This window comes from Deltaproteobacteria bacterium HGW-Deltaproteobacteria-2, assembly GCA_002840505.1.
Taxonomy (GTDB): Bacteria; Desulfobacterota; Syntrophia; order Syntrophales; family Smithellaceae; genus Smithella.
Genome location: PHBC01000003.1, coordinates 532,418 through 544,797, shown reverse-complemented (window position 1 = coordinate 544,797; position 12,380 = coordinate 532,418). Strand labels below are relative to the sequence as shown.

Here is a 12,380-nt window from a genome sequence, read left to right as displayed (position 1 = left end):
TCCCCCAGAGAATCGAGAAATGATCAGTATGTGATGTGACCACATATGACTTAATTACAAATAGCAAATTGAGTTGCTATTTCTTAATTTGCCTGAGGATGCTGCTGATTTCGCACAGGAGACGTCTGATTTCATTTTGCCCCTTAAGATAGAAACTCGCCCCGCTGGAAATTTTTCTTCCTATACGAACCGTGAAAAGATTTGCATTGTCCATACGAAAAACATCTTCGTCTGTTTCGTCATCTCCAACAAAAAAACCTTTCTGACATCCGGATTCCTCCATCAAAGTTCTAAGGGCAATACCTTTGTCCGGTGCATGTGTCGGGATAAGATTTTCGATAAATTTACCTCCAATTTGCCGCGGTTGAGGAACAAGCTTACAGATTGCCTGAAGAATCATTTTATGGGTATATTTAATATTACAAACATAACGATAGTGAATCGACAAGGTTGCACCTTTGTTCTCTATCAGAATGCCATTGCGATTATCGACTGGAAGCAGTTTATCCAATTGAAATTGCCATTGATTTGCAATTTGAACAAATTCATTTTCTCGATTTTTCCATCCAGGAAGGCCTTCCGCGCCATGGTTTCCGATTAGATAACGCGGGGATATGCCGAGGTGATACAAAGCATCTGAGCGTGATCGTCCCGTAATAACTGCGACTACTGCCTGCTCATTGAGAGTTGTTAATTCCTGACGTATAGAGTCTGGAATTCCTATATTGCTAGGCTTAGATGCTATTGGTGCTAAAGTACCGTCAAGATCAAAAGCAAACAAAGTTCGATTGTCGATAAAATTCCTCATTTTAGAAAGAGCGCCATTTTCAAAAAGATATGATAATTGTTCATTCATAATTATGTTTCAATTCCAATTCTAGCTGCCAGTTTTTCTCTCTGACGTATTTTTGAAGCGTCAATTAGCATTCTTCCAGCCCATCTGTATACATTAAAATCACGAACCATTGATCGCATGCTGCGCATTCGTTCCCGCTGTTCAAATTCCGGCATTATAAGAGCTTGATAGAGTGCGTCGGATGTCTGTTCAATATGATAAGGATTGACGATCAGGGCCTCATACAATTCATGTGCCGCACCGGTAAACTGACTGAGTACCAAAACGCCTCTTTCGTCGTCTCGGGAAGCAATAAATTCCTTTGAAACCAGGTTCATCCCATCGTGTAGGCTTGTGACCATACAGACATCGGCAGCACGGTAGTAACGATTGACTTCTTCCGGTTCATGATGCTCCACCCTTAAATAAACAGGCTGATAAGCACCGTTGGCGAAACGCTGGTTGATATGTGTTGCCAGCGATCTAACACGAGCTTCGAAAGCCTGGTATTCTTCTAGTACCGCGCGTGAGGGAGCAGCAATCTGGACAAAGGAAAATTTCCCGATCATTTCCGGATGGCGTTCCAAAAGATTTTCCACTGCTCTTAATCGTTCAAGAATTCCTTTTGTGTAGTCCATTCGATCTACCCCCAAGCCGATTAAACAGTTGTTATCAATCTTTAGAAATTTTCTAATTTCGGCTTGACATTCTTTTGTTGAGGGTTGACTGTCCTGCCATGGAGGAGGCCACTGAATGGAGATAGGATAAGCTTCCACTAGCGTCAAATTGCCGCCGTGAGATATGGTGGCAGATGCATGATCTACACGCGTTTCCAAATACCGGTCCACAGTTTCCAGAAAATTTTTACAGTGAAACGGAGTATGGAACCCTAGTATAGTGCTTCCCAGCATTCCCTGAAGCAGTTCTTCCCGCCAAGGACAAATACCAAATGATTCCGGATTGGGCCATGGAATGTGCCAAAAGGTTATTATAGTTGATTTTGGAAGAATTTTGCGCAGCATGCCTGGCAGTAAAGCGAAATGGTAATCCTGAACTAAAACTACGGGGTCTTCTCTGTTTGCTTCTTTGACAACAGCATCTGCAAAACGTTGATTTATTGTTACGTAATGTTGCCAATCGCTTGTTCGAAAAATCGGACGAACATGGGCGATATGGCAAAGAGGCCATAATCCCTCATTGGCAAATCCATAATAATAACCTTTTTCCTCTTCTCGTGACAGCCAGATGCGCCGAAGTGTGTATTTTGGATTTTCAGGCGGTATATATACGTGATCATTTTTATCTACAACTTCACGATCGGCAGTGCCACCACCGTGTGCTATCCATGTTCCTGAACAAGCTTTCATGACAGGTTCGACTGCTGTCACGAGACCGCTGGCCGGGCGCTGAATTTCAATACCTTCCTTTCCTTTCATATGAATGTATGGTTCGCGGTTGGAAACGACAAGAATCTGTTCTCCCGCCAGCTGCTTAAAAAGAAGTTCCCTTAATTTATCCGGGTTCCAGGAAATAGTGACATCGTCGGCAAGTCTTTTTTCAGCATCAATTGTTCGCAGCAGCGCACGCAAATCACCCATCAGGGGCTGCAATTCAGAATTTGGCCCTTCTGCAAAAGGCTGGACCATACTTTCTCCACGTAAAAGAGCACGTACTCCGGACATCCAGCCGCGCCAACTAAGATGAGCAACAAGCACTGTAATGAAAGATATAACAAGGAAGAGTATAACAAATAAAAGTACTATATATTTTCGTGTATCGGCACTACGGCTTTCTATAAAACTCATATCATGGATAAGAAATAGGTGTCCCAACGGCACTCCGTCAATGAGAAAAGGTTTAACAGCGACATGCACCAGTCCGCTTGGCAGTTTGAGAATGGAAGGTTTTTCGGGTGCTGGTGAATTAGGAGAGGGACAAGCAAGATCTTTAGGGAATTTGGGTGTACTGTAAAGCAACTTACCTTGACCATCACAAAACCCCATAGCAAAAAGCCTTTCATCTTGAATGGCCCGTTTCATTAGGGAATTGATTCTGTATGTGTTTTCCTGCAAAAGAAAATCGCCGAGAGGTTCATGAATAGTATTGGCAATAAGCTGAGAGCGTATATCAAGATCTCTGGTAAACCAGTGTAACGCAAGTTTGTCCACCAGAGGCAACAATGCGTAAGCCAGTATCGTCATTGCTATTACCAACGGGATAATAAAACGCATCGTTAGTCTTAAAGATCGAAAAGAGTTGGTTTTTTTGTCTGATTGAGGACTCATTTATATATCTCCTCCTTTTAAAATGCGCTGTCCCAGCGTTTGCTGAGGCGTATAGCGGAATTGATAAGCCCTACCATGCTGTAAGTCTGGACAAAGTTCCCCCATGGTTCGCCTGTGCGTGGGTCAATGTGTTCGGCAAGAAGTCCGTGCCGGCTACGCCGTGTCAGAATATTTTCAAATAACTCGCGGGCTTCAGCACCGCGGTTCAGAGCAACCAGGGCATAAATATACCAGAAAGTGCAGACCACAAATGCGTTTTCCGGTATGCCGAAATCATCTGTCTCTACATAACGGTAAATATAATTATCGTGTTTGAGTTCCCGTTCAATGGCGGCCACCGTTTTGGCGAAGCGCGGATCATCCGCCGGCAGAAATCCTATGTCATGGATAAGAAGCAGGCTGGCATCGAGAAAATCTCCTTCGAATGTCGCGGTAAAAGTCTGTTTTTTTTCATTCCATGCTCGCCTGCATATTGTGGCATGAATTTCATCTGCCTTTTTCCGCCAGTAAACGGCACGTTCCATTAGGCTGAGGTGTACGGCGATTCTGGCCAGACGGTCACATGCCGCCCAGCACATAATACTGGAAAAGGTATTAATGCGAAGATTTTTTCTTGCTTCCCATGGCCCCGAATCCGGATGATCATGAACTATAAAGGCTATTTCACCCAGACTTTCCAACCGTGTAAAGAGAGCATTAACGCCTCTGTGTGCAAGACGCTTATCAAAGAACACGTGAGCCACTGCCAGTATTGCTGAACCGTAGACATCGTGTTGGACTTGTTCGCAGGCTTGATTGCCAACCCTAACAGGTCCCATGCCTCTGTATCCGGGAAGACTGTTCATCTCCCTCTCGTCCAATTTTGCCCTGCCATCTATGCCATAGACGGGTTGAATACGGCCACTTGGCGATCCAGCCACGATATTGATAAGATAGCTTAGGTAACGTTCCATCGTGTTTGTTGTGCTGAGGCGATTTAATGCGTTGACAACAAAATAGGAATCACGAAGCCAGCAGTACCGATAATCCCAGTTGCGACAGGAGCCCGGTGCTTCGGGAATAGAAGTGGTCATAGCCGCTATAATGGCGCCTGTATCCTCAAATGTGTTTAGCTTTAAAGTAATTGCCGCACGAATAACCTCTTCCTGCCATTCATATGGGATGGATAAGTCCCTTACCCAATCATGCCAATGGACGATGGTTTCTTCTAAAAAACGACGGGATAATTCACCAATGGCATCTGGAATAGTTTCGTCCGGTCCGAAAATAAGAGTAGCTGTATCTTCGAGAAAGAAAGGAGTTTCTTCCAGTATCGCAGTTACGGAAATGGAGCAGCTATTACTGCCATATTCGTACGTAGGACGAATCCGTATGCATATGCGTGGCGTTCCTTGAATTCGACGGATTTGCCGAATAATCATAATGGGCATGAACATACGTCCATACTGATGAAATCGTGGTGCAAAATCAGTAACTTCTATGATCGCACCATGTTTATCCGTAAGGCGTGTGATCAGAACAGCTGTATTGGCCAGATAGAACTGTTTACTTTCAACCATATCCAGCAGTTCAATAGTGCAGTACCCGGAACCTTCTCTATCCGGATGTTCATTGAGAAGAGAACAGAATACCGGATCGCCGTCAAAACGAGGTAAACAAAACCACACAAATTCAGCGTATTCATCTATCAAGGCGCCTATGTGACAGTTGCCGATTAACCCTAGTTCAAGAGAGTTTTTCATAACATGATCCTCATATTGTTGATGTTTCTACTACTTCAATCATAAATCCAACTCGCTCCAAATGAGTGCTGCCGCTCCTAATATGGCACTTTTACCTGGTGCCATTCCGGACAACATCAGTTTTACAGAGCCTTTGTATGCATGAAATAGGAACTCTTCCATGTATTGCTGTGTCGGTTTTAACAAAATGTCACCCGCCATGGACAATCCACCTGAAAGAAAAATTGCTTCAGGACCAGTAAGCGCAACAGCGTCGGCCAACTTCATTCCTAAAATCTTTGCGGTTTGATCAAAAGCTTCCAAAGCAATTGCATCTCCTTTTTGGGCAAGATCAAAGATCATCTTTGAAGTTATTTTTTGAAAGTCCATTGTTCTTAATAGACTCGGATCACATCGTTCCGTGATGAGTAACAAAGCAGTTCTCACAAGGCCAGTAGCTGAAGCGTATGTCTCCAGGCATCCCTTTTTACCGCATCTGCACTGTCGTCCCGCTGGATCGACCACCGTATGTCCAAGTTCTCTCGCGAAGCCTCTATTCCCATAGAGCAAACGGCCATCAACCACTATGCCGCTACCTAAACCAGTCCCCAGGGTAATAACCATAAAGTTTTTCATCCCACGGGCGTTGCCGAAAAGCATCTCTCCAATGGCAGCGGCATTCGCGTCGTTTGTGATGGAAACAGGAATATTATAATACGCCCGCATCAATCCGGCAAAATCTACAGTTTCTCCCCAGTTTAGATGCACAGCTTTTTCAATGGTTCCCCGATAATAATTGGCATTAGGGGCGCCGATACCGATGCCGCACAAATGATGTGACGGCAAGCCGGTTCTAACCTCTTCAATCCGGTGATGAAGCCGGGTCACAAAGTCTTCCGCCGCATCATTGGACTTTGTTCCCATAGACGTTTCAGCGATTATAGTTCCTGCACGATCGACAAATCCAAAGGATGTATTTGTTCCACCAATATCGATTCCTAAAACGATATTCATGTTGGACATGTAGTTCTCCTTGGATTTCTAACTTCCCAAACAAGTGTTCATATTTAAAGAGACTATAATTATATTCAATAAGAAGTTTATACTCATTTGTTAGATTACTCAATCTATGGAAACATGATGTCTGTTAAAAAATTAGGTATCCCGATTATTTGAAGCGATTCCAAAATTACTGATTGGTACTTATTAGAGTCTTAGTTTTTTACGTTTATCAGACTTTTGAATATCCGTATCATTCGGTACATTAACTTCAGTTGAGCGGATAAGTTTGGGCGGTGTTTTTTGGGCACCGAATATTTTAACTAGAAGCTTCATTGATCTGTCAATTTCTATAAGATTGTTTCCTGAAATTTCCTCTAACCCCGCAACAAGTAAACCCTGCGCAACTTCCGGGGCCGATTTTACCAGATTATGCCCTTTGCTTGTCAATTCAATCCAAACAACACGGCGATCGTCTTTAGACCGGCGTCTTGTAACCAAATCCTGTTTCTCTAAACGATCAATAATGCCTATAACGGTAGCAGGATGCAGATATAACTTATTGGCTAGATCTGAAACATTAACCGGTGAATTTTCATTAATTGTTTTTATTGCCCAGAGTTGAGGACTGGTCAATCCGGTTTCTCTTTCAACTTTTTTGGATTGCTCATTCAAAATTTGGAATACTCGTCTAAGATTGTCGATAATGTTTGATATGATAGGGCTTTTTTTGCTCATGGCACATCCTTTAAAAAAGTTCTTGCAATTTTGTCATAGCCGATATAGTTTGCATGCAAATCAATTGTGTAGAAATCATTATCTGTAGCTTTATTAAGCGATTAGCATAACAAATAATAAAAGTAAAGAATAATATTACCAAGGATAAAATTAATGAGATTATTAAAAAAGAATGTTCTGATCATAATTATTATTTCCTGTACACTATTCAATAGTTCTTTGGCTCAAGGACAAGAACTTATCCCTTTTCTAAAAGGAAAGTGGGTAGGAAAAGCATTGTATAAGGCAACTTCTACGGGCTTTACATCACAAAAGGATTCCATAAGTCTCAATATTTTAGAACAGTCGTATTTAGAGTTTAAGGGCGATGCGGAAAGCATAAGTAATGGGGAAAAAACATCATGGGAATTTGTCGGGTATTTAGGCGAAAGAGGTAGAAATATTTGTTTCATCAATCAGAACAATAAGAAAATTCTTGTAGGCTATGTAATTCATACAAGAAATTACAGTTCAATAAAACTTTATAGATGGGACGAGGGAAGCAATAGAGTAATTGTTTATTTACTACAAAAAATCAAGTCCACGGACAATTTTAAAAAGCAATAAACAGATAGTACTCGCTACCGTCCTTCTCTTGCGGACAAGAGTTGATGTTTTTGAGAGCATGTTATGCAACTAAATAATTTGGATCATATAACTAATTTCATCATGGCAAAAATTTCCCGAATTGCTTATTTGCTAAATTCCCAAAGAGGAAACGTAATACTAATATCGGTTTTTGCTTTCTATTTTATATTCCATTCACTAAAGAACACTTTTCTAAACTTTAATTGTGCGGAAAAAGCACTAAAGAAAGATGACTAATTTAAAGCAAAGATACTTATTGTAACTGTTAATAATAAATTCTTAAGAAGACAAATTATGAAAATGAGAAAATCGATTATTTTTTTGAGTCTGATTGTTTTTGTCATGGCCTATGCGGGATGTGCAGAAAAACAAATAATAAAAAGTGAGGGAACTGCTTATACTCAAAATGAATCGGCCATCAAAAAGAATGGGCAGTCTGGAACAGCCGGAAAATCAGCAAATCAAAATGAGCAGAACAACACAGTGAGCAAATCGACAAAACAAAGCAATAGCAAAGAACAAACGGCTAGGGCACAGGCAGTGTCACAGACCACATCTGATCTCACGGATATTCATTTTGATTTTGATAGCTATAGTATCCGCCCGGAAGACAGAAAAATTCTTTCCAGACACGCAGATTACCTTCTAAAAAACAAGAATATCAAAATTGTCATTGAGGGACATTGCGACGAGAGAGGCACTTCAGAATATAATCTAGCGCTGGGTAACAGACGGGCACAAGAAGCAAAGAAATTTCTGGTTAATTCCGGCGTAACCTCAAAAAGGATCGAAACAATCAGTTATGGCATGGAGCGTCCTCTTGATCCCGCTCATAATGAAGAAGCATGGGTAAAAAACAGGAGAGATAAATTTGTTATTAATAACTAACATGTGGAAATATTTATTAGTCAATTATCAGGGAAATTAATGCACATTTATTATTTACTGGAAAAAGCTTAACCTCCTTTTCCAGAGACTCCGGGAGGCTATGAATTAATAGCGGATTTATAGCTCCGGAGTCTAACAAAAATTTTATCTCAATTGTATCCATTGCAGGTGATTCATTCTATTCCATTACCAATATGGTAATTTTATAAAAATTATTCATAATTATTAGGAGCTTTTGTATGAGAAAGAAAATTTATCTTATTGCCGGATTTGTCCTGATGGTTTCTTTTCTAATAAGCACAAATGATTACGCCGCTGAAAGCAAAATTGGTTTTATCAACTTATCGGAAATAATGAAGAACACGGATGCCGGTAAAAAAGCAGCGAAAGAATTCAAACAATTGTATGATAAAAAACGAGAAGCAATTGCTGCTGCAGAAAAAGATATGAAGAATCTTAAGGAAGAATTGGATAAACAGGGTCCTATTATGACGGAAAATGCCCGCCGGGAAAAGGGAACTAGTTATCAAAGAAAATTACGCGATTATCAATTATTGGTTGAGGATACAAATAAAGAACTGAAAGTACGGGATCAAGATGCCTCCAGCAAACTGATTCCCCAAATTACCAAGGTCGTGCGCAAAGTAGCTGAAAAAGAAAAATATACTTTAGTAATCGACATTGCCCGTATGCCGGTACCCTATTATGCAAAAGAAAGGGATTTCAGCAATAAAGTAATAGAAGAGTTCAATAAGCTTCCGGGCGTTGGGCAATAATTATTTCAGGTAAAAATGGCGGGTTAATTGCGGCAAACAGTGTTTTCCCTCATGCCGATGTCACCGGAAAGAAAAACAATCATTGAATCAATTATTCAAAGGAATATTTGATTGTTTCTGATTGTCCTTTTCTTTTAATATTTAAAGAGATGCTGTTGCCGGACTTCATTAGATCTACCGCCCGTAGAAGGCTGACGGCACCTATTATCTTTTTGTCGTTGATATCGATTAATATATCGCCGTTTTGCAATCCCATCTTTTCATAGAGACTGCTCGGGAGAATGTTGGAAATAACGAATCCCTCATGCACGCCTTTAGGCATAAATGGACGCACCATAGCTCCTTTCATCAGGGCGTTCAGATTACTTAAATTATTGTTTACTGTTTGTCTGTTCAGGGTTAAATTTCTGTAAGGTGAACCGGGACGTGACTGATCTTCAGATAATCAGTTTGCTAGAACCGATCATGTCTCCTAACCGGTAGAATTTCTGTTTTTTGCTTTTGTGATCTTCGATAAAAATATAACCAAATGAAGAATTACAAGCCACCGTTCCTTTCAAATCAAAGTCTGTGAATCCTTCTTCAGACGCAGGAAACCCTCCATCCAATTCATTATCTTTAACAGCTTTCAAAGTGGAACGAAAGAGATTACGCTCTGTAATGATCTCATAATCTTCGATGGAACGGGAATCTGTAACAAAAGGCGAAGAAACATGATCCTTGACGACGGCAGTTTGTTTTGTCAGGAGAAAACTGATAATTTTGTAGAAAAGATTGATTGTCTCATATGACAATAGTGTTATAGTCAGCAATATTAGAAACGTCCGCAGCAAGGTAGAGCCGATTGCCGGAAAAGAACGGATATTCCTTGTCCTGCCAAGCCATCCTTTTACGAGTTGTGTTATTCTAAACCACATGCCTTCTACCAGTTTAAAATATCATGATTCCGGATTGACTGGTGTCCCACAGACAATGATATTCTTTCAGGTTTTGTTCTGCCCCGATATTTCCATTACGACAAATATATATGGATTGTTTGTTTATCGGAGAAGGCAGCGCCGGATAAACGCTGCCTTCTCTTTGGTCTTTTTTTAAGGTCTATGCCAACTAGTGTCGGACAAGAAGAACGGAACTTTTAGCTTCCTCCATCACTTTCTCAGAAATTAGGCCCATAAGCCTCTTCATAAATCCTGTCTTGCCATGAGAAGGCATAACAATTAAATCAACACCTTTTTCATTTTGCTCTTTGAGTATCTCCTGAACAGGTTCTCCTTCCCTGATATCGGTAATAACTTCTATTTCCTGGAATTCGGGAAATTTCTTCAGTTCTTTTTGCATCTTCTCCTTTGCTTGAAGGATTTCGGTATTCTCCGCCGCTTTGACTTTCGATTCATCTAAACAATAATCTCCAGCACATTGTCTAATAGGTTCTGCAACGTGCAGTAGGTAAACCTTGGCACTATATTGCTTTGCCAGTTCTAATGCCTGCTTCAACGCTTCATCCGAGTAATCAGAAAAGTCCGTCGGTACGAGAATTCTTTTTGGTGCAAACATGACAATCGCCTCCTTTCATATATTATCACCATTATTGATTCGTTGATTCACACCAACCCCTTCATATTTGATTATTTTTTCTTAATTGATTCCTACCACCTCCCTAATTAATTGCTATACAAATCATTTGTTTACATATAATATATGCTCCAATAGTCAAAAAGTCAAGGTCGGTGGGCTATTGACACGGAGAAAATGGATTATTTAATTACGGTAAAAGACGCGTTTTTTACGCTGATTGAGAAATGTGGCTTCAAGTTAAACAGGCCATGCCGGATGATGACCTGGGAAGGAGTAAAATTAATGAAGAAAATTTATTTATTTGTTGTTTTAGCATTGGTGCCACTCTTAACCATGTGTTCGGGACCTTATGGTCCCATGATGGGTGGTTGGGATCGCACTGGAAATTATGGATGTCCGTTTGGCTTTGGATATGGATATGGAGGTATGTTTATGGGGATATTGTTTTTAATTCTTCTCGGTGTAGCGATTTACTTTATTGTTCAGAATGTAAAATCGAAGAATGGAATCGGGCAGATACAGGCGTCCCCCCTAGACATTCTAAAGAAGCGTTATGCCAAGGGTGAAATAACAAAAGAAGACTTTGATCGAATGAAAAACGAGCTACAATAAAATCAAAGAAATCCTTATTGCTAAATACTGATCGGCCTTCCTGCTTGGTCAGTATTTAGCGCAACTTAAAAATACAGACCACTAAAGGAGGAATGTATGAAGAAGACAATTTTAATTGTTTCATTAATATTGGCTGTGGCCTTTGTCCTTGGCACCGCTACAGTGCAGAGTCAGACCGGTAGAGGCGGATATGGTTACGGTATGGGACCCGGCTACGGTTATGGCTATGGCATGGGCCCGGGAATGATGGGTGGCTATGGCATGATGGGCGGTAACTGGCTTGAAGTACCGGACAAATTACCAGCGCCAAAAAACGCAGAATGGGTGCAGAAACTCAGGGAAATTCTGACACTGGAAAAAGAATCTTTGGCTCAGTATCAGACCGATCAGGAAAAATTCAATGCTTATATGCCTTATATGATGGTCATTCCTCAGGAGGAGAATCACGTTGAATGGATAGAGCAGCTCTTTGCCGCCTATGGCCTGCCTGCCGATGGAAAGGCACCCCCTGTCGTGGACAATAAGGCATTGACGGACGCTTACGAACTTAGCGTAAAAATGGAAAACAAGTTATTGCCCCGTTATGAATGGCTCATAAAAAAGGCCGAGGATCGCGATACGGCTCAGGTGTTGAATGGCTTACTCATTCAGAGCCGCTGGCATCTGGTGATGTTTGATCACGCCTTGCGTATGGGCCATGGTTACGGATACAGCAGAGGATGGGGAATGGGGTCCGGCATGGGCCCGGGGATGATGGGCGGTTATTACGGTTCTGACACTGGCCATGGATACGGTCGGCATCACCAGCCAATGGCCAAAGCCATTACTGCAAAGGAAGCCGAAACCATGATGAAAGACTATTTGAAATCTTCCAGAAACCCCAACCTGAAGTTGGGCAAAATAAAAGATGTGGGAGACAGCTTTGAGGCGGAGATATTGACAAAGAATAATGACCTGGTTGACAAGGTCCATATTAACAAGGCAACTGGCTATATCAGATCGGCTTATTAGATACAGAACAGATTTACTGGTTGATCTTCAACCTTGTTTCATACTTTTCATTATATCCCGGAGGCAGGCATAATAGAGAAGGCAGCGTCGGATGAACGCTGCCTTCTCGTTTTCCTTGGAAAAGGGCAAAGGCTATGAGCCGATGGCCATCTGCGCCTGGAATGTTCTGAGTTAACTCAGTCCCTGGTCAATTATCTAAAGTATTTAATTTGTAATTCTATGTAGCTTGTCACCGCCTGGATACCTCCCCCGGCATTCGCCGGGCAGTATCGAGGGAGGGGGGATTTAGGGATACCCGCAGTTTGTGAGGATT

Annotated in this window: 14 protein-coding genes; 6 read left to right on the top strand and 8 right to left on the bottom strand. The window is 41.4% G+C overall.

Annotated elements, in window-relative coordinates; translation table 11 throughout:
- Positions 1 to 76: 76 nt before the first annotated feature.
- The 5 genes from otsB to CVU62_09515 all read right to left on the bottom strand — a co-directional run bounded on the left by otsB (position 77) and on the right by CVU62_09515 (position 6,578).
- A complete protein-coding gene (otsB, locus tag CVU62_09535) occupies positions 77 to 856 on the bottom strand; it encodes a trehalose-phosphatase (GenBank protein ID PKN37949.1) in 780 nt (259 codons plus the stop codon).
- A 2-nt stretch (positions 857 to 858) separates the two neighbouring features.
- The gene (locus CVU62_09530) at positions 859 to 3,120 is read right to left on the bottom strand and encodes a trehalose-6-phosphate synthase (GenBank protein PKN37948.1); all 2,262 of its coding nucleotides are present in this window, start codon (positions 3,118 to 3,120) and stop codon (positions 859 to 861) included.
- A gap of 17 nt (positions 3,121 to 3,137) precedes the next feature.
- Positions 3,138 to 4,862 (bottom strand): glucoamylase, encoded by a 1,725-nt coding sequence (locus tag CVU62_09525; protein ID PKN37947.1) that lies wholly within the window; start codon positions 4,860 to 4,862, stop codon positions 3,138 to 3,140.
- 39 nt (positions 4,863 to 4,901) lie between these two features.
- Positions 4,902 to 5,864, bottom strand: a complete 963-nt coding sequence (locus CVU62_09520) for a glucokinase (protein PKN37946.1) — start codon at positions 5,862 to 5,864, stop codon at positions 4,902 to 4,904.
- Positions 5,865 to 6,047: 183 nt separating this feature from the next.
- Positions 6,048 to 6,578, bottom strand: a complete 531-nt coding sequence (locus tag CVU62_09515; protein PKN37945.1) for a MarR family transcriptional regulator — start codon at positions 6,576 to 6,578, stop codon at positions 6,048 to 6,050.
- Positions 6,579 to 6,731: 153 nt separating this feature from the next.
- On the opposite strand from CVU62_09515, the gene CVU62_09510 reads away from it, so the two are divergent.
- The 4 genes from CVU62_09510 to CVU62_09495 all read left to right on the top strand — a co-directional run bounded on the left by CVU62_09510 (position 6,732) and on the right by CVU62_09495 (position 8,869).
- Positions 6,732 to 7,184, top strand: coding sequence for a hypothetical protein (locus CVU62_09510; GenBank protein ID PKN37944.1), 453 nt, complete (start codon positions 6,732 to 6,734; stop codon positions 7,182 to 7,184).
- 63 nt (positions 7,185 to 7,247) lie between these two features.
- Complete coding sequence (locus CVU62_09505) at positions 7,248 to 7,442, top strand: hypothetical protein (GenBank protein ID PKN37943.1); 195 nt, start codon at positions 7,248 to 7,250, stop codon at positions 7,440 to 7,442.
- A 105-nt stretch (positions 7,443 to 7,547) separates the two neighbouring features.
- Positions 7,548 to 8,093 carry a peptidoglycan-associated lipoprotein gene (gene pal, locus CVU62_09500; protein PKN38066.1) on the top strand — a complete coding sequence of 182 codons (546 nt, stop codon included), beginning with the start codon at positions 7,548 to 7,550 and terminating at the stop codon, positions 8,091 to 8,093.
- A gap of 239 nt (positions 8,094 to 8,332) precedes the next feature.
- The gene (locus tag CVU62_09495; protein ID PKN37942.1) at positions 8,333 to 8,869 is read left to right on the top strand and encodes a hypothetical protein; all 537 of its coding nucleotides are present in this window, start codon (positions 8,333 to 8,335) and stop codon (positions 8,867 to 8,869) included.
- A 91-nt stretch (positions 8,870 to 8,960) separates the two neighbouring features.
- Here the strand turns inward: CVU62_09495 and CVU62_09490 are convergent, their stop codons facing one another.
- The 3 genes from CVU62_09490 to CVU62_09480 all read right to left on the bottom strand — a co-directional run bounded on the left by CVU62_09490 (position 8,961) and on the right by CVU62_09480 (position 10,423).
- Positions 8,961 to 9,218: a hypothetical protein gene (locus tag CVU62_09490; protein PKN37941.1), complete on the bottom strand. Its 258-nt coding sequence runs from the start codon at positions 9,216 to 9,218 to the stop codon at positions 8,961 to 8,963.
- 88 nt (positions 9,219 to 9,306) lie between these two features.
- Entirely contained in the window at positions 9,307 to 9,786 is a 480-nt protein-coding gene (locus CVU62_09485; GenBank protein ID PKN37940.1) for a hypothetical protein, read from the bottom strand.
- A 190-nt stretch (positions 9,787 to 9,976) separates the two neighbouring features.
- Positions 9,977 to 10,423: a universal stress protein gene (locus CVU62_09480; GenBank protein PKN37939.1), complete on the bottom strand. Its 447-nt coding sequence runs from the start codon at positions 10,421 to 10,423 to the stop codon at positions 9,977 to 9,979.
- Positions 10,424 to 10,777: 354 nt separating this feature from the next.
- Between CVU62_09480 and CVU62_09475 the strand changes: the two genes are divergently transcribed.
- The gene (locus CVU62_09475; GenBank protein ID PKN38065.1) at positions 10,778 to 11,056 is read left to right on the top strand and encodes a hypothetical protein; all 279 of its coding nucleotides are present in this window, start codon (positions 10,778 to 10,780) and stop codon (positions 11,054 to 11,056) included.
- A gap of 96 nt (positions 11,057 to 11,152) precedes the next feature.
- Positions 11,153 to 12,067 carry a hypothetical protein gene (locus CVU62_09470; protein PKN37938.1) on the top strand — a complete coding sequence of 305 codons (915 nt, stop codon included), beginning with the start codon at positions 11,153 to 11,155 and terminating at the stop codon, positions 12,065 to 12,067.
- Positions 12,068 to 12,380: the final 313 nt, after the last annotated feature.

Bases quoted from the DNA above. Each gene is read 5' to 3' on its own strand.
- CVU62_09530 (PKN37948.1), bottom strand. From the start codon at position 3,120: ATGAGTCCTCAATCAGACAAAAAAACCAACTCTTTTCGATCTTTAAGA.
- CVU62_09470 (PKN37938.1), top strand. From the start codon at position 11,153: ATGAAGAAGACAATTTTAATTGTTTCATTAATATTGGCTGTGGCCTTT.
- CVU62_09485 (PKN37940.1), bottom strand. From the start codon at position 9,786: ATGTGGTTTAGAATAACACAACTCGTAAAAGGATGGCTTGGCAGGACA.
- CVU62_09510 (PKN37944.1), top strand. From the start codon at position 6,732: ATGAGATTATTAAAAAAGAATGTTCTGATCATAATTATTATTTCCTGT.
- pal (PKN38066.1), top strand. From the start codon at position 7,548: ATGGCCTATGCGGGATGTGCAGAAAAACAAATAATAAAAAGTGAGGGA.
- CVU62_09475 (PKN38065.1), top strand. From the start codon at position 10,778: ATGTGTTCGGGACCTTATGGTCCCATGATGGGTGGTTGGGATCGCACT.
- otsB (PKN37949.1), bottom strand. From the start codon at position 856: ATGAATGAACAATTATCATATCTTTTTGAAAATGGCGCTCTTTCTAAA.
- CVU62_09525 (PKN37947.1), bottom strand. From the start codon at position 4,862: ATGAAAAACTCTCTTGAACTAGGGTTAATCGGCAACTGTCACATAGGC.
- CVU62_09495 (PKN37942.1), top strand. From the start codon at position 8,333: ATGAGAAAGAAAATTTATCTTATTGCCGGATTTGTCCTGATGGTTTCT.
- CVU62_09515 (PKN37945.1), bottom strand. From the start codon at position 6,578: ATGAGCAAAAAAAGCCCTATCATATCAAACATTATCGACAATCTTAGA.
- CVU62_09490 (PKN37941.1), bottom strand. From the start codon at position 9,218: ATGAAAGGAGCTATGGTGCGTCCATTTATGCCTAAAGGCGTGCATGAG.
- CVU62_09480 (PKN37939.1), bottom strand. From the start codon at position 10,423: ATGTTTGCACCAAAAAGAATTCTCGTACCGACGGACTTTTCTGATTAC.
- CVU62_09505 (PKN37943.1), top strand. From the start codon at position 7,248: ATGCAACTAAATAATTTGGATCATATAACTAATTTCATCATGGCAAAA.
- CVU62_09520 (PKN37946.1), bottom strand. From the start codon at position 5,864: ATGTCCAACATGAATATCGTTTTAGGAATCGATATTGGTGGAACAAAT.